We start from the raw sequence: 24,512 nt of genomic DNA on the forward strand, positions 1-24,512 counted from the left end.
CCTTCACAGCTATTCACTCCAAGTATTGTTGTTCCACTGGGTGGATACTATATTTAATAGCTCTAGTGCATTATTGCTTAGTCTTATATTATTTTGATTTAGATCATTATTCGTTATATCTATTGGAAGTTCGAGTTTTATTGTAAACGTAACTTTAGCATTATTTTTTAAATTATCAACATACCAAGTATTTTTATCATTTGCATCATTTCTTATAGTAACATTTGCATCATTTCCTCTTGGGCTAACAGTTACTTTAAAGGGCGAACCATTTAAGAGCGTACCTTTTGTTATCTTCAATTTTGAACTTAGCGAGCCAGTATTAGTAATAATAATGTCTTTTTCAAATGCATCTCCAGGTCTAAGGTTATTTGACTCAAGCCCTCCAGATAAGTTTTTAATATCTATAGAGTCATTTGATATATATTCATTTCCTTTTACAGCTACTGGAGCATACCTCCAACAATTCTGAGGGGTATCATTTGTTTCAATTTTTAAGTTTCCAAGAATTATTGATTGTGTGTCTGTTTTATCTCCAGTCCTAAAATAAGAATATGTCACTCTATTATTCAAACACACAATTATAATTATAGATAATATGAAAACTAACAGCTTATAACGCCTCATCCATCTCCCTCCATATATAAATAATTACAGTACAAGCGTACTGTAATTATTTGTGTATATTAATATATTAATTGTTCCAACCTGGATTGTTCCACTGAGTTGCATCTACTTGAACGTCGAACTTAATGTTCTTATCCATTCCGCCATTATTTATTGAGCTATCAAGATATACCATAGTAAGAATTGCTATACTTTCACCTTTTTTTGCATCCAAAATAAATGAGCCAGGATTGGTAGCATCTACAGTTAATAAAACATCATCGCCAAGTGTTCCATCAGAATTCAAAGTATAAGCTTTAAACAAATGATTTCCGCACGGTAATAGAGCTGCAGTATTATCCATTCCTACAACTTGAGCATCTGCTATACTTAATTTTACCTTAGCATCTAATGAACCAGTATTCTTAAGTGTGAAGGTCTTTCTAAGAACATCACCAGGCGCTACATTAGCTATATTGTTTTTGTCAGCCTTAACTATTTCGTCATATCCATTATCAATTAATTCCAAAGCAGATTTAAGGTCGATTTTAGCAGCTTCTATATAGTTAGGTACTGCTCTTCCTACAACATCCCAGTTAGCATTTCCACTAACAGGTTGAAAATCCACATGCAAATTACCTAAAGTAATTGACTGTACATCTGTTTTCTTCTGGTCTGTAAAATAAGCAAAAGTTGCTCCTGTTGAACCTACTAATAATGCTGCTGATAATAATAATGCTCCTATTGACTTTTTGTTCACAATAATACCCCCTGGTTTATAAAATTTAATATTTCTTAAATTTTTCATGCTTATGGCTATGGCCAGTAACCGTAAACATATCTATATAAAAAGCGCGCTGTTTTACCAATACTATTGAACTACTGTTTCTTCTGTCTTCTGCTTCTTTGATTCCTTTATATTTCTATATACCTCTGAGCCTGCTACATAGAAAAATAATAACCATATAGCTATTATTCCAGGCAGCCCCTTCAACTTTTGCAGGACAAAACCTACGAATGGTATTCTAAATGAATATTTTCCTACTATCATATTTTCAGGTATAACATTTTCATCTGCAGTTTGGTTATTATCACCCTTAGTTTTAAATGCATATTTTCCCTTATCATCTTTGTTAACTTCTATTATTCTATGTGTTGAAAGGAAGTTCCCTCCAAACATGTATGTTACTACATCGCCCTTCTTAAGCGAGCTCGGGTCTACCTTCTTTTCAATTATCAAATCACCAGGATTAAAAGTTGGCTGCATACTTCCAGATAAAACTGTGAGCCATCTATAGGATCCAACTGTTGGTACTGCCCAATCTCTTCCTTTCGATTGAATATTCCCGTATACCGAAAGTCCAACCAATACTATAAGCAATGCAATAATTACATTCCCTGTATATTTCAAAGTTCTTTTAACAGCCTTATTACCAAAAACCTTTCTTATGTTTTCAACAATTTTTTTCATTGTTTCTTCGCCTCTTTCCAAAATATTAATTAATACAACAATTTAACTTTTGAATTTAAGCTATTCAGATTTTCCTACATATTATATTTATTCATTACTTCTTCAAGCTATTACCATAATCTTTTATAGGTAATGAATTTTTTTATGTAAGTAAAATTTATTTTTTCATTTTCTTACATTCTTATATTTATTCAAGGTTTTCTATATTAGAAGGGTAATGCTACACTGTTTTTTATTAAAATCTATATTTTTTACCTTTTTTATTTCTCCCCTTATATACATTGATAAATATACTTAAAATAATTAGAAAACAAATAGTGGTTACTCCGGCAGTGCCTTTCATAAACATAATTACAAATCCAAGAAGTGGTACCCTAAATAAATATTTGCTTATTATATTTTCATCACCTACAGATTCCAGATCTTCCACATTATTATTATCACCCTTAGTATTAAATAGCAGCTTCCCATCCTTATTTATTACATTTATTACTCTATGTGTGGTTAGGGAATTTCCAAACCTAAATGTTATAATATCGCCTTGTTTTAAATCATATGGGTTAATTGTTTTACCAACAATAACATCTCCTGCATTAAAAGTAGGACTCATGCTGCCTGATAAAACGGACATTATCTTGTAAGGTCCTAACCCTGGAATATAATCCTTTTGCCCCATACCCCTAATATTTATCAGTAAATAAAATACGATTAAAACAACTACGACTATAAATAATAGATCCATTAATTTTTTAAAAATTGTTTTAAACAATTCGTTTTCCCCCATTTATACTTTTTTAACATACATATGCTTCAAATATCGGCTTATGCAGTAAAAAAATCGGAGCTGTATCAAAAGCTTTTTTTACCTTTGTTACAACTCCTTATCAGGTGATTAGATTATATAATAATAGCATCAATAGATGCTGTTATTAGCAATAATTATACCTTTTAAAGCTTCAAAGGCTTTGCTATTTTGTACGAAGGAAACAAGGAAACAACTGCATAACCCTTTATATCAGAAATTAACTGAGGCCCAACACTTGGATCTCTGCTATCTAAACTTTCTCCCGGTTCACGGTTATCTCCAATGACAAAAACACTACCTTCTGGAACTACCTGCTCTTTCATATCCTCTGATTTTCCCTGGGCATAAACCTCAGGAACAGGACTATTGTTCACATAAACAACTCCATTTTTTATAAATATTTTATCTCCCGGCAGAGCAAGAACCCTTTTTATAATTTCATAGCCTTTTCCCTGCTCATTTATAATTGCAACATCTCCATACTTTGGCTTGCCAAAATGTGAAGAAAATTTATTTATAAGTATTAGACTATTATCCTTAAGAGTTGGACTCATAGAAAGTCCAGACACTTTAGTTAAGCCTATAGTATTAGTTATTAAGACATATATGATAAATAACTTTGCTATAAACTTTATCCAATCAAATACTTGTGTTTTCATATTTACATTTTCTTTTGCAGCTTCCATATTTGTATTCCCCCCTAACTATTTAGCCTGCTGTGAATTTGTATTGTTTGGTGCTTCATAAACTTGTTTAGGGGGATTATAGCTTTGATTTAAATTATCCATAGCGTTTTTAGCACTTTCTACAATAACATTTAATTTATCCTGTATCTGTTTTTTATCTGCTTCATTTGAAAACTTGGTACTATTTATTATGTTTGAAGCATAATCAATAACAGCCTGCTTTCTTTTTGTCTTTTCTTCTTCAGTAAACTTGTCTAAATCCTTCGAGGAAGCCTCCATTTTAAGCTTTAATTCTTTTGTAATCCTCTGCTTTTGAAGCTCAGTTTCTGATTTTACTGTCCTTTCTATCTCTGTTTTTGCTATGGTTGTTTTCTTATTAAACCAATTGTTTAACATTGCATTAATATCTCCATCAGCAAAAACCACTCCAATATTAGTAAATAACATACTGCTTATAATAACCGTCCCTATAACGGCTTTTTTTCTTGTCTGACTTTTCTTTTTTTTATTTATATCTAATCTTTTCATGATCCAATCACCCACCTAAGTTTTAAATTAAGAACCCTCCTGTGAGGGCTCTTAATTTATAATTGATTTTTATTTACTATTTAGTAATTCCGGCTACTAAAGTATCTAAAGCAGTCTTAGCAGCATCCTCAATTGACTTTCCAGCACTTTGAATTTCAGTTGTCTTGTCGCCCACTAGCTTATTCGTGTCAGCTTCTATTGCAGCTTCTGTATTTGTTATTTTTTCATCCATATGAGACTTAATTTCGCCTACTGCAGCTTTCTTTTCAGTATCTATCTTTCCATTAATAGAATCTTTTGCCGTATTAATTGTGTTAGTTAAAGTGCTCTCTGCTGATGTTTTAGTTGCTCCTACATTTGTATTAACTGCACTTAATGAAGCTGCTGCTTGATTATTAACTGCCTTGTTTATTTCTCCCTGTGCGTAATTCTGTCCTTGCTTTGCAAGACCATCGATATATATATTTGATGTAGTCACAAATCCATCGAATTGTCCTGGCATTCCTGCTTCAATTGTACCTTGCATAGTTGTTATAGCATCCGTATGCTCCTTTAATGCTGCATTTATAGCATCATTTGCACGCTTTTCTTCATTTTCTCCTGCTGTCTTAACATCACTAACTGCTTTTCCTTTAGTTGTATTAAACCAACTTGTAAGATCTGGAATTTTAGTTTTTGCATAGCTAGTTACATCTAATGTAGCACTAGCTACAGCCTTTCCAAATTGTACATCATACCAAGTTTTTAACTGTGCTCCAGCATTTGTACTTGCAAAAACTGTTCCTGTTCCGCCTACTAATGTAGCAGCTATAACTCCTGCAGCAATTTTATTTTTTAAACCTTTTGTTATCATTTTTATATTCCTCCTAAAAATTCAATTTAATTTATTTTTCCTACAATGTTTATTAACTGTCCTTTAGCTTGATTTTCAAGCTCACTGCCTGTGCTTTGCAAGCCCTTAGCTTGTCCATCTACAAGAACCTGAGTATTTTCTTCTACGTTCTTTTTTGATTCTATAATATTTGAATCCATATTATCTTTAATACTATTTAAAGCCTTTCCTTGATAAGTACTAATATTAGATGTTATATGTTCCTTTGAATTTGAAATAGTTTTTGCCAGCTCCTCCTGAGCATTTTTTGAACCGCTCTCCATTACTTCTTTACTGGCGTTTACTTCATTATCCAAGGAAACATTTAAATCAGTGAAAAATTCATTTACACTATCATCTATAGTCTTATCAAACCCCTCATTTTGCTGCCCAATATAGTTATCAAAGTCCTTTGCAATTATGCCGCCCTTTTTAGTTAACTGATTCTTTTTGGTGCTGATTTGATTTATATACTTATTATTGTATTGTAATATTGATACGCTGTTAAAAGATGTCCCTGCTTCAGCTTTTTGAAGCTTTTCTTTAGCATCTGAAATCAAGAATTCCTGTAAATCATCAATCCTATTAAACATATCATCAACTCTAGGATCAATCGTATTTTTTGTTATGCTCTTTGTTACAGTCTTATATCTACCTTGATACCACTTTTGCAGCTGCTTTCCAGCATCGCTAACAGCAAATACTGTTCCAGTACTTAACGATGTTATAAGCACCATTGAAGTTACTAAAGCTTTTGTCTTTTTCACAATCTCATCCCTCCTCTCACCTGACAAATTTATTTTACAATTTATGGAATAATATGTATATTAACTACAGGTTTACTGTTTGGTATACTATAGTGTAATAAGAAAGTATCAAAAGTGTAATAAACTATTGTTTGCAAAAAGTAAAAACGGGAATGTCTCCATTCCCTGATTATCCTACCAATCCATGCGTGTTGGCATATATAGCAGCTTGTGTTCTATCACTAAACCCAAGCTTATTTAATATTTGGCTCATATGTTTTTTTACAGTATATTCTGTAATATACAGACTGCTTGCTATTTCATTATTGCAAAGACCTTTTCCTACAGCTGCCAGCACTTCCTTTTCTCTCTGAGTTAAATTATTTACAGCTGGATCGTTTATTGAATTTCTTTTTTCAAGTCTCATAGCACTGGTCATAAGGTTTGCATCATAAAACTTTCTACCTGCTTTAACTATTTTTACTCCATATAAAATTTCCTCTGGAAGAGCATCTTTTAAAATATAGCCTTCAATTCCTAGCTCTTCTGCTTTTCTAAAATCTCTATAATCTGATGAAGTTGTTAATATTATAAATTTGCATCGTCTCATATTGCCTTTAATTTCTTTAACTATATCCAATCCATTTTCGTTACCTAACTTCAGGTCTATTATTGCAATGTCAGGCTCACTTTCTAAAATAAGCTTTAATCCATCTTTTACATTACTGCTTTCTCCTGTAATTTCAATATTATTATCCATGGATAATATTGATTTTAACCCCTGCCTAACTAAGCAATGACTATCAATAATAATAACCTTCATAAATAACTTACCCCCTCATCCGTATAAACAATCTTTTAAAAATAAAAAACCGACTGACTGTAAAATCAATCGGTCGGTTGCACTACTAGCTCCATAAATTCCAAGTGCCCAAGTAAAGAATTTATATCTCAGCTTCCGTAAAAATTATATATTTAACTTATTAACCAACAACTCCATGATTGCTGGCATATATGGCTGCCTGTGTTCTGTCATACAAATTAAGCTTATTAAGTACTTGTCTAATATGCTTCTTAACTGTGTATTCTGTAATAAACAGCCTATCAGCTATTTCACTGTTCTTATATCCGTTTCCCAAGGCACCAAGCACCTCAAATTCTCTTTCTGTTAAGTTTTGTATAGGATCATCGGAAGGAAGTCCTCTTTTATCCAGTCTCATGGCACTAGCCATTAAGTTTGCATCATAAAATTTTCTTCCTGCATTAACTATCTTTATTGCATATATTATTTCTTCAGGCAGAGCATCCTTTAAAATATACCCCTCAACGCCCATTTGTTCAGCTGCTCTAAAATCCCTATAGTCCGATGTGGTTGTTAATATTATAATCTTACAATCTATCATATTATTTTTTATTTCTTTTACTATCTCTAATCCGCTTTCCTTACCTAACCTTAAATCCACTATTGCAATATCAGGTCTTTTTTCGATGATAAGTCTAAGCCCTTCTTCTATACTGCTGCCTTCTCCAGCTATTTCAATATCTTTATTCTCTGATAATATCCCCTTTAACCCCTGCCTAACCAAATAATAGCTATCTATAATAACTACCTTCATACGTAACTTCCCCCTCATTCGTATAAACAGTATTTTTAGCAATAAAAAACCAACTGACTTAAAAAATCAATCGGCCGGTTGCACTACTAGCTCCATGAATTCGAAGTGCCCAAATGAGGAATTCATATCTTAGCTTCCGTAATTATTATATAAATAATTTACTTTTTTTTCCATAAAAATTTTAGGCTATATTATCCAATTTATTGACATCAATAGTACAAAAGTATAATATCTCTTCTGCTTAAGTACCATATATTGTGCATATACTCCCATATAAATCACTTTATTTACATATGCAAGCATAGATTTTGTCATAATTTTTTAGTGTCAATTAGTTATATCTTTTCCAAATACCCCATATAATAAAAGTTGGCCAATTATCTATTCTCACACCACCTCAAACAAAAACACCTTCCTGCCTTCCAATACATAAAAGCAGCTTATCTCACTTTCCTTTCCGGCATAAACATAAAGCACAGGCTTCTCAGCTTCATCTGCAAGTCTTATTAAATCCTCCATTTCAACCACTCTTATTACTGTTTCAGTGCCATCAACAGGGTTGTCTTTGAGTGCTACCAATCTATCTTTGTAGTCTCTTAATATTTTTTCTGACTTTTCAAAAGCTGCCTTTTTACGCTTTTCAGGTTTCGTTAAGAATAATATAAATAAAGTTCCCAAAATACTTCCTACCAAAGCTATGGAAAATATAATTATGCTTTGAGTATATTTTGGTGATACAACTTTTATTGTTTTTTCTAAAGCTCCTTTTTTATCCTGAGAAAGCTTCCCCCCTATCTCAAAGTATTTGTTTCCTAATGGGATTTCCATTCTTGGGGACATCTGCTCATTTATAACTCCCAAATCTGCTTTAGTGTTTATATTTATTGTCCATATTACAGTAAGCTTATTATTTAAAGTTAAATTTACACTTTTATTTATCTGTTGAATCAAATCATTATAAGTTTTTAAACTTAATGGCATTTCCTTTTGGAGTTCTCCATTAGAGCTGTCAAAGCTGAAGTCTGTTTTATTTTGAAGTATAAATTTCTTAGTAAATACATTCTTGCTGTCCTTTTCATTGCCTATGGAACTTTCAAGAAGAGCTGTTATTTCATATTGCCCTGAAACCTGAATATTTTTGTCTGATGAAATATTATATTTTAAAATTGTGTTTATCTTATCTACATAATCAGTTAAATAAATGTTTCCTTCCCCTAAGACCTTTTGTTCAATTAATGGATTTGGAATGAGGCTTACATTATAATTTACTACTGCCTTGTTGTTATAGGAAATTACAGCCTCCTTTTTATCCATATATTTATCCTTTGATATAGTTTTTATAAGTAAAGCTGCTGATACTAAAAATATAATTACAAATACGAAAAGAAGCTGCTTTCTTAATTTGTTATTTATTGTTTTCATTTTTATCCACCACACCTTAATATTACTCATTCTATAGAAAAGAACTGCTGCAAGACATTAAAACCATAATGTATCTTTGCAGCAGCCCCTCATTTTATTGATTAAATTGTTTTACATTTATGGTTACGGTAAATGTATCTGTTAATTTCTCTAAGGAGTTATCACTTACTGTGTAAGGAAGACCTATTATTACACAGTTATCATTTACAGGATCATAGCCGCTGATTCCTTGAGACTTAAGCACTTTGTCAACAGCACCCTTATATTCTTCCGGAACATCTAGGGTAATTATATCTCCGGGCTGCATAGTTATCCCACCAAGCATACTGTTTAATCCGCTTTGAAGATCTCTAAGCCTTGGCATTGGCATGGTCATAAGAGCCTCTTCACTATAGTCTGACAAATCCTTAATTCTGCTTAACACATCACTTGCAACCAGCTTATATTCATTTCTGCCGTCTTTTCTATACTGTCTATAACCGCTTATTGCTATTGCATTATCAGCAAACTTACTGTTTATGTTTGATATAGTTACGCTGCTTATTTTTACTGGTATGGTTGATTTATTTTCAAAGCCTAAAGCATAAAGTGCACCGGAACCTGGATACATTCCGCTTAATGTAAATGTTGCGTTATTTGAGTCATTCTTTATTAAAGTTGAAGTAGAATAATTTTTATTTCCTGATTCGAGAACTCGTGAGCTCCATGGAATAGTCTCACCCCTGTCAAATAATAACCCATCTAACTCTATTTCCTTAGGTCCCACAAACTCAACCTTTAATTCTCCGGTAGAAGCCGAAGCAGTTATATTTAGGTTATCAGTCCAAGCTGCATAGCCTGCTCCTGTTGTAAGAAGCGCTGCAAGTACAGCGGATAATATTATTTTATTTTTCTTCATTACGAGATTGCACCTCTTTTCTATGATTTTATATTAATTATGTTGAACCAAGTTGAAGTCTACTTTGAATTTAATCCAGCTTTTTTCGAGTTCATTTGGCTTTTGAGCTGTTCCTGTTGCACTGTCTAAGCTTACTTTAAGATTTTCAAAGGATACATATTCCGTTGGAGTTGAACCTTGAGCCGGTTCTAATTGAACGCCTGAAAGCTGTGTATTTAGAGCCGCTTGAAGTCCTGCCAAAGATGTATCTACTGACTTAACTATCTTTGTTCTATCAGCTTTATAAACTGTTACATTTCCTGAAACCTTTATTTTTGAATAGTCTGTTTGTGATATTGCTGTATATCCATTAGGTGCAGTCTCGTTCAAAGGATTATAAGTAACTGCCACGCTGCCTATTTTAGCCGGTATAGTTCCATCATTTTTGAAAGAAGCATTTAAAGTTGCTCCTGCTCCAGGATATAAGTTTTGGATTGTGAAGTTGATGCTGTTAGTTCTTCCTGTTGGAGCTATTGCTGATGCATTTGCTGTTACATAAGCATCACCTGATGCACTTGCTGAAGTAAATGTAGCTGCAAGTTCTCCTGTTTGAATTACATTTGTTATATTAAGATTGTCTGTCCATGCTGCATAACCTGCTCCCATTGTCAGTAAGCCTGCTACTAGGGCAGCTGTTAAAACCTTTGCTTTTTTCATTAAAATATCCCCTTTCAGTTTTAATTATCAATTAATAATTTTTATCCTATGTTTCTATTATATTGAAATTAATTCTCATTACCTACGACCTTAAGTACAAAAACATATAGTACTTTGGTACAATAAAAAACACAGAGCCTAAACTCTGTGCTAAAATTCCACTTTTTCTTTCAAAACCTTATTTCTGCTGTCTTTTAATATAAGCGTGGGCCAGCCTATCTTAGGCACTATATTAATGACCTTTCCTTTTATCATATCTATGCTTACAAGTTCACTGTCAGCTATAGAGTTGTTATCACCCTTCGTCTCATACTTAATTTCATTTTTTTCATCTACAAGCTTTGTTATTCTGTGAAAAATATATATATTATCTTTTTTATAAGCCACTATGTCCCCAGTTTTTACATCTGCTTCTTTAAGCCTTTTTACAAGCACTACATCTCCAGGATTTATTAAAGGCTTCATGCTTCCTGTAGCAATAACTGCAGGATATACAGGAAACACCCCCATAGAAAACCATATTATGATTACAGAAATTAGACTTGTAATTATAAGTCCAGCTGGTTTTTCTTTATTTATATCTCTCTTCTTGATTCCTTTTGATTCCTTAAGATAAAAGTATTGTAAAAGCATCATGCTGAAGATTGGACTTAAGCCTCCCATAATTGCAGTAGCTATCCATTGTAAATTAGGAAGTATAGGAGAAATATACAAAATTCCTTGAACTATTACTAAATATATTATTGATAGCCTTTCCGTGTCTAAATAAACTAAATAAGCTGCCATTATGCTCATTGAAAGCTGAGGAAGCACAGTTTCACCGAAAAACTTCATAATTTCAAAGTTTCCCTTAAGGCTTAAGGCCTTATTCAAAGGAAGATTTATAATTGTAAGCAGCACAACTGCAAAGCTAATTCTAATCCAAGGCTTATCTTTTGAACCATTATTTATTAAATAAGCTCTAATTTTTTCTTTTCCAACTAAGGTTGATAATAGCAAAACAGCATTTTTAAATATTCCTAACGGACTTAAATCATAGGGACTGCTTCCAAAACCTTGTATAAAGCCCCCCATTACTTGTATTACAATATAAAATACTGCAAGGTATACTACCCATTCCGTTAAAAACTTTTTATATTTTGATTTCGCAGCTCCTTTAAGCTTCGGAAGTTTTGAAACAAATAATATTACTAAAATCCATAGTATTGGTTTTATGCCATATATGAAATAGCTTTTTTTGTTGAAGGTAAAAACAGAAAGATTATCAACTGTATAAATAATTCCAAGCATAAGTACCAGTAGAAAATTGATTAATCTTTTGTTCATTTATCCTTCAATGCCTCCAAGCTCCATACTGTTCATGTAATAAGCTACCTGAGAGCGCTTGCTTAGACTTAACTTACCCAATATGCTGCTTACGTGCTTTTTTACTGTACTCTCTGATAAGAACAGTTTTTCTGCTATAGCTATATTACTTAGCCCCCTGCTGACCTCCATAAGTATATCTTTTTCTCTTGAGGTTAAACTGTTTACAGAAAAACTCATATTATTTCCAAGCTTATATTGAACTATTGAAGGGTGATAGTATTTTATCTCTCTATTTACTGTTTTAACAGCATAAATTAAATCTTCTATACTAGCACTTTTTAGAATATATCCATCTACACCTATATGTTCTCCTCTAATAAAATCAGAATTAGAAATAACAGAACTTATTACTATAAACTTAACTTTGCTTTGTTTTTGCTTTATCTCAGAAATTATATCCAGTCCATCTTCTTCTTTAAGCTTTAAATCTATAATAGCAAGATCTATATTTTTAGCTTCTAATAAACTTAAGGCCTCTTTTTTATTAGAAGCCTCATAGGCTTCATATATTTTAAATTCCTTAAGTAAAATAGCTTTTACTCCAGATCTTACAATTGGGTGGTCATCTACAACTAAAACCTTCATCCCCATCACCTTTCACATCTTACTTTATTCCTTCTTACCCTTTTTTAAATACAGCACAAAACCTAATACAAATAATAAAACTCCAAATATAGTGAGCACATATGTGTCAAAAAAAGAGCCTGTTTGAACCAAAGTTTCACCCTTTACTCCCTTATCTATTGGAGGAAGATAGACAGACTCAATTTCAGCAAAGTTAACCTGAATATTAAACTTATATTGAAGCTTCATAGTAGAGTTATCGGAATCCTTATCAAATAAAAACTGAACCTTAAATTTTTTCATTTCATTTGCATTTATTGCTATAGAATTTTCTCCAACTAAGTTTTTATTTAAAAGTGCGTCTTCATTTCCTTTCCAAATTTCTTTTCCTTCATAACTAAAGGAAAGCTTTGTATCCTTAATAAAGTTCGTATACTCTGTTGTGCTTTTATCTAATTCCTTTCCGTTCTTATCATAAAGCTTTCCATCAACAATAATATTTTTAACATAACATTGAAAGTCATTATCATTGGAAATGTAAAATTCTTTCTCCAAGGTTTTACCAGGCCACATTATTTCTTCTCCAGTAAATAAAATCTCATTTAGATTCCCTTTATCAGACAGATGATAGATTATCTTATTATCATCTGCTTTTACTAGAATCTTTGGCACTGTGATACCTACCATAAAAATAAATATACATATAAAACAGCAAAACTTTTTTAAATTTTTCACATCAACTACACCTCATATACTTTCTTTATATATATTTATTCTTAGTTAATAGTAATGTTTACTTAATTTTAAAATTAAATAATTATTTTTAAAGCTATATACAATGCAAAAGTTCTAATACATTAACAGTGTCCCAAAAATCCTTGAAGATTGGATATTTTGTGACATCGTTGATGTAAGAACTTTATTGCATTATATATACTTTATTACAAAATTATATCCCTTCTATAATAATCTGGTATTATTTTACATAAACTTCTATATATTCGATTAATTCTTCTTAACATCAAATTAATTTGTCTAAATATTTTACTATATTTTCCAGTAAATATGTATCATAATTATTTATGCATACTTAATATAGTAAATTAAGCAAAATAACAATAGATACAATGCAAAGTTCTAGTACACAAATGATATAAGAACTTTACTGCATTATATAGATAGTTTTAAGAGAGGGGATTTATCATGATAAAGCTTATATGTAAGGAATGTGGTGAGAGTTGGTATACAGCAAATACAAGACCAAATCAAAAATGCGGCAACTGCGGCGGAACATTGATTGAGGAGGACTTTATACCCTCTAAGGATATAGAAAATGATGAGTCTGATGATAATGCAAAAATTAAAGATGAATGCAAGATTATTTATCTTAATTAATTTTAAATAAAAAAACTGGTCTGTATTTTCTATAAATACAAACCAGCTTTATTTTTTATTATCGTAAAAAAATCTAGTTAAAAGTTTGGGACTTACTCAAACTTATATTTTTGCCCTAAAGTAACAGCTTGAAGATTATTAAGAATATAACCCCTGGAACTCCAAAGAACCCTGCAACTAAAGCTGTTATCCAGTTGATTCCTATGAAGAAATTGAAATATCCGCCGATAAAATTTACTATTACAAGAAGTATTACGCCTAAAACGGCATTGGCAATAAGCTTAAACAGTATTTTAATCGGCCAGGAAAATAATTTTACAACAAGAAATAAACATATTATTGCAATGAGAAAATATCCTGCATATTCCATTGTATACCCCCTATTAAACTGTTGTTATATAGATTTACTCTGAAATCTATATATAATTATATTCTAATATATCACAAACTATTAATAAAATCACACAATATCTTCCTCGTAATGCTTAAAGGAGTTATCGACCCTTATTCCTTTATCCTTTGCTTCTTTTAAAAGATATATAAATCTTGACTTTGCAGCCTGCTCCATATATATTGCATAATCTACAAGCTCAGGAGTACTTACCTGTTCAAAATAGTGAGCCGCTTTTTCCATTTCTCCCTTGGCTTCCTCAATAGCTTTAATAAGCTCTATTTGATCTTCTGTATACTTAATTTTATTTGATAAATATTCAACTATTGCTAATCTGTTCATATATAACCCTCCCAATTTGGACAATCTGTTATTTAAATCATTGCCTCAATTTGGAATTTGTATACATTATAACTTAAATTTCTCTTCTTCCCTCTAATGCCTTTGATAGCGTAACCTCATCAGCATAGTCAAGGTCTCCTCCTACAGGAATTCCGTGAGCAATTCTCGTAACCTTAACTCCTAAAGGTTTTATAATCTTTGATATAAACATAGCTGTAGCTTCACCTTCAATATTGGGATTTGTAGCTACAATAACTTCTTTAACCTCTCCGTTTAATCTTCTAATAAGCTCTCTAAGCTTTATCTGCTCAGGTCCCCTGCCTGCCATAGGCGAAATTGTTCCATGGAGCACATGATATACCCCATTATATTCCCTTACCTTTTCCATAGACATAATATCCTTAGGCTGTTCTACTACGCAAACCATACTTTTATCTCTGCTTGGATTTCCGCATATGCTGCATGGATCTTTATCCGTAAAGTTTCCGCAAATTGAGCAGTATTTTATTGTTCCACGAGCCTTAACCAAGGCTTCTGAAAATTCCTTTACCTCTTCCTGAGGAAGGTTTAAAACATGAAGAGTGAGCCTCTGAGCAGTTTTATAGCCAATACCGGGGAGCTTGGCAAATTCTTCTATAAGCTTTTCTATAGCAACTGGATAAAAATCCATAGTTATTCCTCCTTTTAGTCGGAAGCACTGAGTAATTAAAGACCCTCGCTCCGCTCGAAAATTACTCGTTAAAGGTCATTTAGACCTTTAACCTCCTTTTTATCGGAACACTGGGTAATCTAAAGTGCTCGTTCCCACTCGCAGACTACCCGTTGAAGTCCATTTAGGACTTCAACCTCCTTTTGTCGGAAGCGCTGAGCAATTAAGCTCTCGCTTCCGCTCGATAATTGCTCGTTAAAGGTCATTTAGACCTTTAACCTCCTTTGATGCTAGATATCGCGATATCTTCATAGTTTCAATTAGTAAATCGCTATTTGAGTGAGCAAAAATCCTGATGCCTCTACAGGTTTTTGAGGAACTCAAACAGCAGATTTACTTTCAAATCTATATAGTTAAAATACCCAAAACTAAATTAAGAATGAAAAACTCGGAATGAGTTACTATTATTGTCTCTCATTCTTCATTCTTCATTCTTCATTAACTAAAACATTCCTGGTATGTTAAGTCCGCCTGTTAATTTACCCATTTGGTTTGCTGTATCTTCTTCAGCTTTTCTAAGTGCTGCATTACAAGCAGTCATGATTAAGTCTTGAAGCATTTCAACATCATCTGGATCAACTACATCTGGATTTATTTTTATTTCTACTATTTGTTTCTTTCCATTAGTAGTTACAACAACAGCACCGCCGCCTGCTTTTTCTTCATATCTTTTGTTCTCAAGATCCTTCTGCATATCTTCCATTTGCTGTTGGAACTTTTGAGCTGTCTTCATAAGATTATTCATATTAGCTCCGCCTCCGAAGCCTCCAAAACCGCCTTTAGCCATTATTTATACCCTCCTAAAATTTTTAAAAATATTATTCGCGCATTATATATATAGAAAGCTTTAAAATTCTTACATTGTGCCAAGCAAAATATCCAATCTTCAAGAATTTTTGCGAGAGCAGAATGTACTAGAATTTTTGCTTTGTATATAGAATATAAAAAATTCTATATACATGCACCATTATATACCTATTCATCAATTATTTCTACAAGTTCTTCGCCAAAAGTCTCCATGAGCATTGCTTCTGGAGATTTTGCTTTTTCCTGCCTTTTGTCCACAATATATCTTATTCTGATTTTTTCTTTTAGTGCCTGTGAAAATACTTCTTCAACAACTTTTCTATTATCTTCCTTCTCAAGCCTTTGTTTATTGAAAGCATACATTTCCTCAAATTTTATCTCTATTACTCCATCTTTGCAGCCTACAAGCTCACCTGTAATCAAAGAAGCATAAATAACCATTTGTCTTCTCGACTTTAAAAGTTCCATTATGTCTCTCCAGGACTTTCTTACCGTGTCAAGTGTTACCGTTGAATGAGGGTTAGCCTCCTCATATACCTGCTCTTTAACTTGTTCAGGCTTTTTAACCTGCTGTGCTGGAGCTCTATTAACTATTTTTTGAGAATCAGCAGAGCCTTCAGCAATAGTCACAGTAACCTGACCGTTTTTAATTGCTTCTTCAAGCTTGTTTATCCTAGCTAACATTACTTCCTTAGAAGTATCATATTCAATTTTGCATATTTTTATTATCGCAAGCTCTAAATATATTCTTGTCTGCTTGCTCCACTTTGACTGCTCCTCTGTTTCCTGAAGTATTCTAATAATTCTCATAAGCTCTTCCATTCTTATCTTCTGAGACTGCTCTTTTATAATTTGAATATTTTCTAAGGACATATCAAGTATTTCTTCAGGATTATTACTTACCTTAACCATCATGAGGTTTCTCACGTGGCTTATCATTTCTTTAATAAAATTATAAATATCCTTGCCGCTTATTACTATATCATCAACAGCTCGCATGGATCTTTCTACATTTTTATCTATAAGTGCATCTGTAAGTTTAAGCAGATTATCATTTGTAACAAGTCCAAGCATATTTATAAGTTCATCATAATCAACCTTACTATTGCCCATAGATATGGCCTGATCAAGTACACTTAAAGCATCTCTCATTGCACCGTCAGACATTCTTGAGATCAAATGAAGGCTTTTATCATCTGCAAAAACACCCTGTTCATTAACTATTCTTCTTAGCCTTTCAAAAATGTCCTCAGACTTAATTCTTGTAAAATCAAAGCGCTGGCATCTTGAAAGTATAGTTATAGGAAGCTTTTGAGGATCTGTAGTTGCAAGTATAAATATTGTTCTGCTCGGGGGTTCCTCCAACGTTTTAAGAAAGGCATTTACAGCACCGTCTGAAAGCATGTGAACCTCGTCCATTATATAAACCTTATATTTAGCCTCTCTAGGCGGATATTGAACCTCATCTATTATGTCTCTTATGTTACCTACTCCATTATGAGAAGCAGCATCCAGCTCAACTACATCTATTGAGAGTCCAGCATTTATGCTTTTACACATTTCACATTCATTACAGGGCTCACCATCTTGTATATTAAGACAATTTACCGCCTTTGCAAGTATTTTAGCGGTAGAGGTTTTTCCTGTCCCCCTTGTTCCGCACAAAAGATAAGCATGAGCTATTCTATTATTTATTATCTGATTTTTCAAGGTTGTAGTTATATGTTTCTGACCAACCACATCCTTAAAAGCTTTTGGTCTCCATTCTCTGTATAAAGCGGTATATGCCATAGTTTCACCCCTTTGTGTATTAGATATCAGCTTATATTATACCTTAATAAGATTATATTTAAAATAACTTTACTTAAAAATAGTTTTTGTATAGTTGCTTTCTATAAAGATTGTTTTCACTAAAATTTATATAATATCGATTGTACTCAATAGCTTTTTTGCAATATTAATTACTCGAATTTAGGACAAACAATATATAATATTTATTATCTTGTAAATTAAGCTTAAAATTATGAATTTTATAGTTACATATTTTATTATCATTAGCAAATTAATTTTGAATATATTTACATTTTTGTAATTATTATATACAATTAATTTAAAATAGGATATGAAAAGGTTTATATACTGATAATAGCACACTTACTGAAAGGTAGGGCCGCAAAGCCATGGATCTAAAGGAATATACTTTCCTATGACTGCCAGGTTGCCAAAATATATTCTCTTTGTTATATCTTCTGTTAAATTTATGTATTTTTATTTATACATATTTATTGTAATTTAGATTAATAATTTTAGCTAATTTACGCACTTTTTACGTAACTAATAATAATAAATTTTATTGTTACCATAGGTTTACATTTTTAAATCTTAAACCTTTTTATATTATAAAAAATTATAAAAGGGTGGGATTATTATGGAAGACCTATGCAAGCTTATAATCAATTCAAAAATGCACAACGAAAGCAGTACTTTAGCTATTTTGGACAAGTTCAGCCCCTTGATAAACAAATATTCTAGAAAATTAGCTTATGATGGAGCTCACACGGACTTAGTAATATGCCTTCTCGAAACTATCGAAAGCATTCCTGTATATACTAATAAAAATTTAAGAAATGATGCTGGTATTATTGCTTATATTAACACTTCAATAAAACATAAATACATAATTCTTTCTAAAAAGAATTGTAAAATAACTAACAGTGAAACCGAATTAAATACCGACTTCTTTGGGGAAAATCCATACAATTCTGTTGATGATAAATTATTTATTCAGGAGATTTTAGACAAGCTTCCTGCTTTTCAGAAAGATGTTATAAAAAAGATATATATAAATAATATAGCCGAGAATGATTTAGCTAAACAGCTAAGAGTTTCAAGACAGGCTATAAACAGAACAAAAAATAGAGCGCTCAATAACTTGAGAAAGTTTTTAAATTAAAAGGGGGGAAAAAAATATGGAAAATGATTTAATAAAACTAGCTTCAACCCAGGGCATATGGGCTGCACTAGCTGTTGTATTAATCTTTTACATCCTAAAAGCACAGGAAAAAAGAGATCTTACACAAGCAGAAAGAGAAGAAAAATATCAAGAGATAATAACCAAACTAACTGATGAATTTAATGTAATAAAAGATATTCAAAAGGATGTTTTAGATATTAAAGATTATTTACATAAATAAGAAATGGGAGAGGAATTTTTAATTTTCCTCTCCCTCTTTAATTAAAAATATTATAAAAGGCAGTTGCTATTTTAGCCTATACTTACTTTTTAATGTATGTAGTTAGATTGAAGCGCTTCTCTTAACTGCAAATAAACATAAACTAGGAGGAATTTATTATGGGACTTTTTCAAAGTAATTTAGAAGCTTTCCAAAATCAATACACATCATTCAGAGTTCGTACATGGGTAATAGAAAATGATTTAGAAAGAATTAAATACAGCGGTTTTATACAACTTCCTTACAAGCTTGGAGCTAAAAATACCCCAAACATGATTAACAGCTATTTAATGCCTTTATGTACAGATTCTAATGGGTATTTTAACAAAACTACTGCTGAAATCCAACAGCTTGCAACAAATAATCCATCTTCTGCCGGAGTTGATTGTTCAGGTCTTGTATATTATGTATTAAACGAAGCAAGCTACGGAGCTGTTAATAGTTTTTTTAACGTGTCTTATGCATATGGTGTAAGCGCAAACAATCTAGCAACCACTGTTAACGGAGTTCAAAAAACTTCTGCAAAGCAAATTGTTCCGGGATGTACTTTTAGAATGGATAATGGAAACCACGTTGCTGTAGTATATAAAGTTGAGACGAACTCAAGCAATGTAGTTACAAGAATATGGTACGCTCACTCAAATGGAAGCAAGGGTCCTCATACCGCTTATATTGATATAGGAAATGAAAATTATGATTTGAAATCTTCATATCAAACCTGGCACGATATCGCCTATACTGACAGCACTGCTAAGTCATTATATAACTACACTGTATTATTAAACTGTGTGGCAAATCAATCATAGGATTTTTAGCTTTAAATAAAAAAGGTGTTGCAAAACCTCATTAAGATCAGTTTTGTAACACCTTCTTTATTATTAATCTGCATTAGGTTTGATATAACAAATTCTTTCCAGCAAGTTATTGTCATCAAAAAGCATTATCATAGAAACAGGTGCTGTGTTCATATTTTTCGATGTTATACTTAAGATTTTATTGTATTTTAAATATGTATTGTCCTTGCGGAATCTATTTAACTTTTCCTTTATATCTTCAATGTTCACTGAAGTTAGTTCATCAGTCTTATATTTGCTTGAAATTATATCGTAGCTGTCCCCAATCTTAATTAAGTTATTAAGTGATGAGCCTTCTCCATAAAAATCAATTTGAAAAATTTCATTATCCTTTTGCAGATTAAAAGGTTTTTCCTTATCATAACAATATATTATAAAATTCATATTATTATAGCCCAAATCAGTAAAGTATCCCTTTTGTGTAATGAGCGTTTCATTATTAAAATTGGTAGTACTTTTCGGTTTTCCATACAACTTAATAATATCTTCATAGCTTGACTTCATACCTATGCCTTTTGGAAGAATATTTTCAATATTTAATTCTTCTTTATTAATTATCACCTTAGTACTTCCGCTCATGTTATTTGAAGTTACGATAGGTGTTTCATCTTTTTTAACAGAGCATGCAGAAAAGGCTATTATTATCAATATTATTATCCAAATACTCTTCTTCATTAAAACTCTCCTTTAATATTTAATATAAAAATAAGTACTAGATTATAAAATTAATTCCTTTAGTAATCTAGTACTTATTCTTTATTAAGCAGTAATATCTCAGAAGTTAGTTAAAATTGATGCTTAACTTTACCTTCTATTACCTATTGGCCCAATTTAATAATAGAAAATAATTTTATGCATTCATAGTTATTGTGGTAGTGTTTTGTCCGATCGGTCCTGGTTCATCTGTACCTTTGTCCGATTTTGTTACCACAGCCCCTACTATAAGGAAAGTAATTAATAAAACTGATAGACCTTTTAATACTTTTTTCATAAATTCTCATCCCCCCATTAGTTATTAACCATATTATACCATATATTCCCACTCTTGTAACTACCCATTTTATACTTTTTTGTTACAGAATTTTTTGTGCCTCTTTTAAATAAAGTTTATATTCCTCTTTGTTATTAGTATCAGAGCTTAAAGCTAATAGTTTTATATATATCTTTAAAGCTTCCTCTGTGTTGTCCATTTTATTAAATAGGCTTATCATTTTAAGATATATATCTATAAGCTCTTCATACTTTTTATATTCAGCATATAAGTCTTCCAACACCTTATACCCATCGATTATAAATTTATAGTCATTATTCTTTTCTGCAATAACTATTGAATAATTAATCAGCTGTAGGGCTTCTATCTTCATATCCTGCTTTAAAAATACCCTAGCCTTATTAAGCACTGTATGACTGAGATTATAAATATCTTTTTTTTGTCTTATGAAATAAGCTTTATCCAAATACAAAAGAGATTTGTCAAGCTCATTCATATCCATATACAAAACTCCTAAGCTGTTATATATATAGCCTAAAAGCAAATCCTCTGGATTATCAAATTTATTGATTAAATCCCTAAGTATCTCAGCTGCAAACTGATAATTATTACTCTCGATATAGCAATTAGACTTTAAAATAACTGCACCAGCATACTCTTTAACATCTATAGAAACATCACATAATTCTATATAGTTATCTATATATTTTATTGCAAGTTCAGTATTATTTAATCTTTTATAGCATAATGCTATATTATAAAGACCGCTTTTCATTGTATTTTTATCATTAACAATAATAGAGTTTTCATAACATCTATTAAGGTAAGTTTTTGCCTCTATATAATTCAGCATCATGATCTTGCATTTACCTAACTTATTATAAATGAAAGCTTTTTCCTCAGGCTTATCATCAACATTATCCAAAATTTCATAATAATATGTAAAAGCTTCTTCATATAATCTATTTTCATAAAGACTGTCAGCCTTTATTTTATATACTTCCGGTATTAATTGTTTAATGTTATAATCTTTCACCAACATTGTTATTACATTTATATCCTCAGAGGTTAGCTCATTCTTTAATTTTTCACGACAGAACTCCTCGGCCTGTTCTTTTGCAGTAATCATTAGCCAATGTTCATCTATAACCAGAGTTACCCCCAATTCATCAGCCTTTTTATTAAAAATCCCCACAAGTTCAGAAGCAACATGATAAGGCAGTTTTCTTTTTCCATTCTCAATCATGCTTATAAAATTTCTGGATACTCCCGTAGCATTAAGCTCTTCCTGCCTTATGTTTAATTCTTTCCTTAACTTTTTTATTTTTTCGCCCACATCAAGAAATTTCATCTATACCACCACTTTACCCTTATGTAAAATCTATACAAAACATAAACTCTGTTTTCATGCCTTATATTTTGTAACTATAATAATTATATCAACTTATAAACATTATATCCATTTATTAACTGATATTTAATAAATAATTTGCTTGTCCCATTACATTTTTAAGTTTTTACTTTATCAAAAAATAAAAAAAGATGCCTTCTTAGCATCACAAAACTTAATTATAAGATTGTTATGTAAACCGTGCACCTCGCTTCGACTGATAGCATATGAGCGTTATCTATACAGTTAACTCAAACCAGGTTTCCCTACGGCACACAAAAATGATCACTTACCGCTGCTTCCTTCCGGACCTGACGGGGTTCATGAGTTTCTGTTGCGTAGGACCCAATTCTCAACGCCACTTTTATAGACCAGACCTCACATGCTAGAGCCTAAGCGAGGAATTCAACCCTGCTGTAGCGGATTGCAGGTTACAGGGCACCGCTAGTTCCCCATCTAGCACGGAAAAGTTTAACTGGCGGAGAAAGGGGGATTCGAACCCCCGGTAGAGTTTCCCCTACACACGCTTTCCAGGCGTGCTCCTTAAACCACTCGGACATCTCTCCATATACTCATGAAACTAAACTTTTCTGTTGTTGTCATAACGACAAGATTGATTATACTATGATTTTTATTTTAAATCAATAGACTTTATTATAAATATTTATGGAAAGTAATGAAATTTATTCTTTAATAAGTATCTATACAAAATTTCTTCAATACTTTCTGTATATTCTATGTTTGTTAAGGAATCATTATATACAATGCAAAGTTTCTAATACATTAATGATGCCCTAAAAATCCTTGAAGATTGGATATTTTATGACATCATTAATGTAAGAACTTTATTGTATTGTATATAAACAACATCAACTATAATATTTAATGTTAATAAATATAAACTTATATGTAATCCCGAGAAAAACCTGCATATTTACTAGTAAACAAAGATTAATTTAATATAACGACTGCTAGTTAGGGTTGATGAAATTTAATACAGCATATATAATAAAATTCGTCGGGTAAGCCGATAAACAATAAACCTTGAAGCGAGGGCGCATAGCTCAGCTGGGAGAGCATCTGCCTTACAAGCAGAGGGTCACAGGTTCGATCCCTGTTGTGCCCACCATTAAAAACTTAATATGCTGGCATGGCTCAACGGTAGAGCAGCTGACTTGTAATCAGCAGGTTGTAGGTTCGATTCCTATTGCCAGCTCCACATGGAGGAATTCCCGAGTGGCCAAAGGGGGCAGACTGTAAATCTGTTATCAGTGATTTCGATGGTTCGAATCCATCTTCCTCCACCAAAAAGACATACGAATGTATGTCTTTTTTATTTTATCATATTTAATCTACTTATACAAAGCAAAAGTTCAGAAGCCCTCTGCTCTGAACTTTATTCATATATGTACGGATTACCTGGTTTATTTACTTTATTTATCTTCTGCACCAATATAACGGGCTGCTTTCCTTTATTACTTACTATACCCTCAATATTTACCCACTCATCTTTGCTTAAGCTTATTGCTTTGTCATACTTAACCGTTATTCCCATAACCTGTGAATCTGCCGCACAGCAGTTTATCAGCAATCTTGTTAAAATAAACTCATCTTCTTTAAGTTTATCGTTTTTCAAAACAGAGCCTGTTATTTTTATTTTTTTGCCAACATGCTTATCAAGATTTTTACTCAAATCCTCTAGATAGTGAATGTAATTTTTTTCAGTAAATATTACTTCATTTCCTTCAATCACCTGTTCTTCACTGTGAGAATGCCTTCCTATATTCTCAACATCTTCCGAGCTTACAAGAATAACCCCCTTCTTATCTCCAATATCTGAGGTTAATCCGCCCGGTGCAAAGAAAATACCAAATACTAGAGCAAGAAGAAATAAAGTATAACCATTTTTGCGGGTTATTCTTGTTTTAACAGTAAATATCTTAAATAATTGTACTATTGTAAGCTCTCCAAGAACTATAAAAGAGAACATAGAGTACTTAACAAGCTTTGGATGAATATATAAAGTTATTTTTCCTGTATAAAGAAGAAAGTATATGTACAAGGTGAACATTAAAAGTATAAAAAACCATATGAATTCACTTATATTAAATTTTTTCATTATG

Annotated in this window: 29 protein-coding genes, 4 tRNA genes, 1 other RNA gene and 3 riboswitches; of the genes, 7 read left to right on the forward strand and 27 right to left on the reverse strand. The window is 31.8% G+C overall.

What is annotated here, in order from left to right:
* Positions 1–9: 9 nt before the first annotated feature.
* The 16 genes from JK636_RS17340 to JK636_RS24060 all read right to left on the reverse strand — a co-directional run bounded on the left by JK636_RS17340 (position 10) and on the right by JK636_RS24060 (position 13,012).
* Positions 10–627, reverse strand: coding sequence for a COG1361 family protein (locus JK636_RS17340; RefSeq protein ID WP_202750244.1), 618 nt, complete (start codon positions 625–627; stop codon positions 10–12).
* A 67-nt stretch (positions 628–694) separates the two neighbouring features.
* Positions 695–1,366 carry a SipW-dependent-type signal peptide-containing protein gene (locus JK636_RS17345; RefSeq protein ID WP_202750245.1) on the reverse strand — a complete coding sequence of 224 codons (672 nt, stop codon included), beginning with the start codon at positions 1,364–1,366 and terminating at the stop codon, positions 695–697.
* Between the two features lie 111 nt (positions 1,367–1,477).
* Positions 1,478–2,077, reverse strand: a complete 600-nt coding sequence (locus tag JK636_RS17350) for a signal peptidase I (RefSeq protein ID WP_202750246.1) — start codon at positions 2,075–2,077, stop codon at positions 1,478–1,480.
* A 235-nt stretch (positions 2,078–2,312) separates the two neighbouring features.
* Complete coding sequence (locus JK636_RS17355; protein WP_202750247.1) at positions 2,313–2,846, reverse strand: signal peptidase I; 534 nt, start codon at positions 2,844–2,846, stop codon at positions 2,313–2,315.
* A gap of 179 nt (positions 2,847–3,025) precedes the next feature.
* Positions 3,026–3,568 carry a signal peptidase I gene (lepB, locus tag JK636_RS17360; RefSeq protein ID WP_202750248.1) on the reverse strand — a complete coding sequence of 181 codons (543 nt, stop codon included), beginning with the start codon at positions 3,566–3,568 and terminating at the stop codon, positions 3,026–3,028.
* Between the two features lie 18 nt (positions 3,569–3,586).
* Positions 3,587–4,096: a hypothetical protein gene (locus JK636_RS17365; protein WP_202750249.1), complete on the reverse strand. Its 510-nt coding sequence runs from the start codon at positions 4,094–4,096 to the stop codon at positions 3,587–3,589.
* Between the two features lie 76 nt (positions 4,097–4,172).
* A complete protein-coding gene (locus tag JK636_RS17370) occupies positions 4,173–4,949 on the reverse strand; it encodes a hypothetical protein (protein WP_202750250.1) in 777 nt (258 codons plus the stop codon).
* 26 nt (positions 4,950–4,975) lie between these two features.
* Positions 4,976–5,734, reverse strand: coding sequence for a hypothetical protein (locus JK636_RS17375; RefSeq protein WP_202750251.1), 759 nt, complete (start codon positions 5,732–5,734; stop codon positions 4,976–4,978).
* A gap of 169 nt (positions 5,735–5,903) precedes the next feature.
* Entirely contained in the window at positions 5,904–6,536 is a 633-nt protein-coding gene (locus tag JK636_RS17380) for a response regulator (RefSeq protein WP_202750252.1), read from the reverse strand.
* 62 nt (positions 6,537–6,598) lie between these two features.
* Positions 6,599–6,682, reverse strand: a riboswitch (cyclic di-GMP riboswitch).
* Positions 6,683–6,696: 14 nt separating this feature from the next.
* Complete coding sequence (locus JK636_RS17385) at positions 6,697–7,329, reverse strand: response regulator (protein ID WP_202750253.1); 633 nt, start codon at positions 7,327–7,329, stop codon at positions 6,697–6,699.
* 63 nt (positions 7,330–7,392) lie between these two features.
* A riboswitch (cyclic di-GMP riboswitch) is annotated at positions 7,393–7,475 on the reverse strand.
* Between the two features lie 241 nt (positions 7,476–7,716).
* Positions 7,717–8,751 carry a DUF5305 family protein gene (locus JK636_RS17390; RefSeq protein ID WP_202750254.1) on the reverse strand — a complete coding sequence of 345 codons (1,035 nt, stop codon included), beginning with the start codon at positions 8,749–8,751 and terminating at the stop codon, positions 7,717–7,719.
* A gap of 94 nt (positions 8,752–8,845) precedes the next feature.
* Entirely contained in the window at positions 8,846–9,649 is an 804-nt protein-coding gene (locus JK636_RS17395) for a hypothetical protein (protein ID WP_202750255.1), read from the reverse strand.
* Positions 9,650–9,682: 33 nt separating this feature from the next.
* Positions 9,683–10,345 carry a hypothetical protein gene (locus JK636_RS17400; protein WP_202750256.1) on the reverse strand — a complete coding sequence of 221 codons (663 nt, stop codon included), beginning with the start codon at positions 10,343–10,345 and terminating at the stop codon, positions 9,683–9,685.
* 150 nt (positions 10,346–10,495) lie between these two features.
* A complete protein-coding gene (locus JK636_RS17405; protein ID WP_202750257.1) occupies positions 10,496–11,671 on the reverse strand; it encodes a signal peptidase I in 1,176 nt (391 codons plus the stop codon).
* Complete coding sequence (locus tag JK636_RS17410) at positions 11,672–12,298, reverse strand: response regulator (RefSeq protein ID WP_202750258.1); 627 nt, start codon at positions 12,296–12,298, stop codon at positions 11,672–11,674.
* Positions 12,299–12,322: 24 nt separating this feature from the next.
* Positions 12,323–13,012, reverse strand: a complete 690-nt coding sequence (locus JK636_RS24060) for an LPXTG cell wall anchor domain-containing protein (protein WP_202750259.1) — start codon at positions 13,010–13,012, stop codon at positions 12,323–12,325.
* Positions 13,013–13,480: 468 nt separating this feature from the next.
* On the opposite strand from JK636_RS24060, the gene JK636_RS17420 reads away from it, so the two are divergent.
* Positions 13,481–13,672 carry a hypothetical protein gene (locus tag JK636_RS17420; RefSeq protein WP_202750260.1) on the forward strand — a complete coding sequence of 64 codons (192 nt, stop codon included), beginning with the start codon at positions 13,481–13,483 and terminating at the stop codon, positions 13,670–13,672.
* A 115-nt stretch (positions 13,673–13,787) separates the two neighbouring features.
* Here the strand turns inward: JK636_RS17420 and JK636_RS17425 are convergent, their stop codons facing one another.
* From JK636_RS17425 to dnaX, 5 genes are all read right to left on the reverse strand, one after another.
* Positions 13,788–14,042 carry a pro-sigmaK processing inhibitor BofA family protein gene (locus JK636_RS17425; RefSeq protein WP_202750261.1) on the reverse strand — a complete coding sequence of 85 codons (255 nt, stop codon included), beginning with the start codon at positions 14,040–14,042 and terminating at the stop codon, positions 13,788–13,790.
* Between the two features lie 90 nt (positions 14,043–14,132).
* Complete coding sequence (locus tag JK636_RS17430) at positions 14,133–14,405, reverse strand: YaaL family protein (protein WP_202750262.1); 273 nt, start codon at positions 14,403–14,405, stop codon at positions 14,133–14,135.
* A gap of 73 nt (positions 14,406–14,478) precedes the next feature.
* Positions 14,479–15,075, reverse strand: a complete 597-nt coding sequence (gene recR / locus JK636_RS17435; protein ID WP_202750263.1) for a recombination mediator RecR — start codon at positions 15,073–15,075, stop codon at positions 14,479–14,481.
* Between the two features lie 481 nt (positions 15,076–15,556).
* Entirely contained in the window at positions 15,557–15,901 is a 345-nt protein-coding gene (locus tag JK636_RS17440) for a YbaB/EbfC family nucleoid-associated protein (RefSeq protein ID WP_202750264.1), read from the reverse strand.
* 188 nt (positions 15,902–16,089) lie between these two features.
* Positions 16,090–17,712 carry a DNA polymerase III subunit gamma/tau gene (dnaX, locus tag JK636_RS17445; protein WP_202750265.1) on the reverse strand — a complete coding sequence of 541 codons (1,623 nt, stop codon included), beginning with the start codon at positions 17,710–17,712 and terminating at the stop codon, positions 16,090–16,092.
* A gap of 346 nt (positions 17,713–18,058) precedes the next feature.
* A riboswitch (cyclic di-GMP riboswitch) is annotated at positions 18,059–18,147 on the forward strand.
* A gap of 202 nt (positions 18,148–18,349) precedes the next feature.
* Between dnaX and JK636_RS17450 the strand changes: the two genes are divergently transcribed.
* The 3 genes from JK636_RS17450 (at position 18,350) to JK636_RS17460 (ending at position 19,960) form a co-directional block, all read left to right on the forward strand.
* Positions 18,350–18,874, forward strand: a complete 525-nt coding sequence (locus JK636_RS17450; protein ID WP_202750266.1) for a sigma-70 family RNA polymerase sigma factor — start codon at positions 18,350–18,352, stop codon at positions 18,872–18,874.
* A 16-nt stretch (positions 18,875–18,890) separates the two neighbouring features.
* A complete protein-coding gene (locus JK636_RS17455) occupies positions 18,891–19,115 on the forward strand; it encodes a BhlA/UviB family holin-like peptide (protein ID WP_202750267.1) in 225 nt (74 codons plus the stop codon).
* A gap of 158 nt (positions 19,116–19,273) precedes the next feature.
* On the forward strand, positions 19,274–19,960 hold the full coding sequence (locus JK636_RS17460) for a hypothetical protein (protein ID WP_202750268.1): 687 nt from the start codon (positions 19,274–19,276) through the stop codon (positions 19,958–19,960).
* A 72-nt stretch (positions 19,961–20,032) separates the two neighbouring features.
* Here JK636_RS17460 and JK636_RS17465 read toward each other — a convergent pair whose 3' ends face one another.
* The 5 genes from JK636_RS17465 to JK636_RS17485 form a co-directional block, all read right to left on the reverse strand.
* Positions 20,033–20,683 (reverse strand): hypothetical protein, encoded by a 651-nt coding sequence (locus JK636_RS17465; RefSeq protein WP_202750269.1) that lies wholly within the window; start codon positions 20,681–20,683, stop codon positions 20,033–20,035.
* Between the two features lie 175 nt (positions 20,684–20,858).
* Positions 20,859–20,999 (reverse strand): hypothetical protein, encoded by a 141-nt coding sequence (locus JK636_RS17470; RefSeq protein ID WP_202750270.1) that lies wholly within the window; start codon positions 20,997–20,999, stop codon positions 20,859–20,861.
* Positions 21,000–21,081: 82 nt separating this feature from the next.
* Entirely contained in the window at positions 21,082–22,350 is a 1,269-nt protein-coding gene (locus tag JK636_RS17475) for a helix-turn-helix domain-containing protein (RefSeq protein ID WP_202750271.1), read from the reverse strand.
* A gap of 238 nt (positions 22,351–22,588) precedes the next feature.
* Positions 22,589–22,854, reverse strand: an RNA gene (gene ffs / locus JK636_RS17480) — signal recognition particle sRNA large type.
* Positions 22,855–22,865: 11 nt separating this feature from the next.
* A tRNA-Ser gene (locus tag JK636_RS17485) sits at positions 22,866–22,955 on the reverse strand.
* A gap of 487 nt (positions 22,956–23,442) precedes the next feature.
* Between JK636_RS17485 and JK636_RS17490 the strand changes: the two genes are divergently transcribed.
* The 3 genes from JK636_RS17490 (at position 23,443) to JK636_RS17500 (ending at position 23,696) form a co-directional block, all read left to right on the forward strand.
* Positions 23,443–23,518 (forward strand) — tRNA-Val (locus JK636_RS17490).
* 15 nt (positions 23,519–23,533) lie between these two features.
* Positions 23,534–23,608, forward strand: a tRNA-Thr gene (locus JK636_RS17495).
* 3 nt (positions 23,609–23,611) lie between these two features.
* Positions 23,612–23,696: transfer RNA gene (locus tag JK636_RS17500), tRNA-Tyr, on the forward strand.
* Between the two features lie 89 nt (positions 23,697–23,785).
* Here the strand turns inward: JK636_RS17500 and JK636_RS17505 are convergent.
* The gene (locus tag JK636_RS17505) at positions 23,786–24,508 is read right to left on the reverse strand and encodes a TIGR03943 family putative permease subunit (RefSeq protein WP_202750272.1); all 723 of its coding nucleotides are present in this window, start codon (positions 24,506–24,508) and stop codon (positions 23,786–23,788) included.
* Positions 24,509–24,512: the final 4 nt, after the last annotated feature.

The organism is Clostridium rhizosphaerae, from assembly GCF_016765585.1.
Classification (GTDB): Bacteria; Bacillota; Clostridia; order Clostridiales; family Clostridiaceae; genus Clostridium_AT; species Clostridium_AT rhizosphaerae.

Excerpts from the sequence above, each read along its gene's own strand:
- JK636_RS17340 (WP_202750244.1), bottom strand. The coding sequence starts at position 627 with ATGAGGCGTTATAAGCTGTTAGTTTTCATATTATCTATAATTATAATT.
- JK636_RS17350 (WP_202750246.1), bottom strand. The coding sequence starts at position 2,077 with ATGAAAAAAATTGTTGAAAACATAAGAAAGGTTTTTGGTAATAAGGCT.
- lepB (WP_202750248.1), bottom strand. The coding sequence starts at position 3,568 with ATGGAAGCTGCAAAAGAAAATGTAAATATGAAAACACAAGTATTTGAT.
- JK636_RS17365 (WP_202750249.1), bottom strand. The coding sequence starts at position 4,096 with ATGAAAAGATTAGATATAAATAAAAAAAAGAAAAGTCAGACAAGAAAA.
- JK636_RS17370 (WP_202750250.1), bottom strand. The coding sequence starts at position 4,949 with ATGATAACAAAAGGTTTAAAAAATAAAATTGCTGCAGGAGTTATAGCT.
- JK636_RS17380 (WP_202750252.1), bottom strand. The coding sequence starts at position 6,536 with ATGAAGGTTATTATTATTGATAGTCATTGCTTAGTTAGGCAGGGGTTA.
- JK636_RS17385 (WP_202750253.1), bottom strand. The coding sequence starts at position 7,329 with ATGAAGGTAGTTATTATAGATAGCTATTATTTGGTTAGGCAGGGGTTA.
- JK636_RS17390 (WP_202750254.1), bottom strand. The coding sequence starts at position 8,751 with ATGAAAACAATAAATAACAAATTAAGAAAGCAGCTTCTTTTCGTATTT.
- JK636_RS17395 (WP_202750255.1), bottom strand. The coding sequence starts at position 9,649 with ATGAAGAAAAATAAAATAATATTATCCGCTGTACTTGCAGCGCTTCTT.
- JK636_RS17400 (WP_202750256.1), bottom strand. The coding sequence starts at position 10,345 with ATGAAAAAAGCAAAGGTTTTAACAGCTGCCCTAGTAGCAGGCTTACTG.
- JK636_RS17405 (WP_202750257.1), bottom strand. The coding sequence starts at position 11,671 with ATGAACAAAAGATTAATCAATTTTCTACTGGTACTTATGCTTGGAATT.
- JK636_RS17410 (WP_202750258.1), bottom strand. The coding sequence starts at position 12,298 with ATGAAGGTTTTAGTTGTAGATGACCACCCAATTGTAAGATCTGGAGTA.
- JK636_RS17420 (WP_202750260.1), top strand. The coding sequence starts at position 13,481 with ATGATAAAGCTTATATGTAAGGAATGTGGTGAGAGTTGGTATACAGCA.
- JK636_RS17425 (WP_202750261.1), bottom strand. The coding sequence starts at position 14,042 with ATGGAATATGCAGGATATTTTCTCATTGCAATAATATGTTTATTTCTT.
- JK636_RS17430 (WP_202750262.1), bottom strand. The coding sequence starts at position 14,405 with ATGAACAGATTAGCAATAGTTGAATATTTATCAAATAAAATTAAGTAT.
- recR (WP_202750263.1), bottom strand. The coding sequence starts at position 15,075 with ATGGATTTTTATCCAGTTGCTATAGAAAAGCTTATAGAAGAATTTGCC.
- JK636_RS17440 (WP_202750264.1), bottom strand. The coding sequence starts at position 15,901 with ATGGCTAAAGGCGGTTTTGGAGGCTTCGGAGGCGGAGCTAATATGAAT.
- dnaX (WP_202750265.1), bottom strand. The coding sequence starts at position 17,712 with ATGGCATATACCGCTTTATACAGAGAATGGAGACCAAAAGCTTTTAAG.
- JK636_RS17450 (WP_202750266.1), top strand. The coding sequence starts at position 18,350 with ATGGAAGACCTATGCAAGCTTATAATCAATTCAAAAATGCACAACGAA.
- JK636_RS17455 (WP_202750267.1), top strand. The coding sequence starts at position 18,891 with ATGGAAAATGATTTAATAAAACTAGCTTCAACCCAGGGCATATGGGCT.
- JK636_RS17460 (WP_202750268.1), top strand. The coding sequence starts at position 19,274 with ATGGGACTTTTTCAAAGTAATTTAGAAGCTTTCCAAAATCAATACACA.
- JK636_RS17465 (WP_202750269.1), bottom strand. The coding sequence starts at position 20,683 with ATGAAGAAGAGTATTTGGATAATAATATTGATAATAATAGCCTTTTCT.
- JK636_RS17470 (WP_202750270.1), bottom strand. The coding sequence starts at position 20,999 with ATGAAAAAAGTATTAAAAGGTCTATCAGTTTTATTAATTACTTTCCTT.
- JK636_RS17475 (WP_202750271.1), bottom strand. The coding sequence starts at position 22,350 with ATGAAATTTCTTGATGTGGGCGAAAAAATAAAAAAGTTAAGGAAAGAA.
- JK636_RS17505 (WP_202750272.1), bottom strand. The coding sequence starts at position 24,508 with ATGAAAAAATTTAATATAAGTGAATTCATATGGTTTTTTATACTTTTA.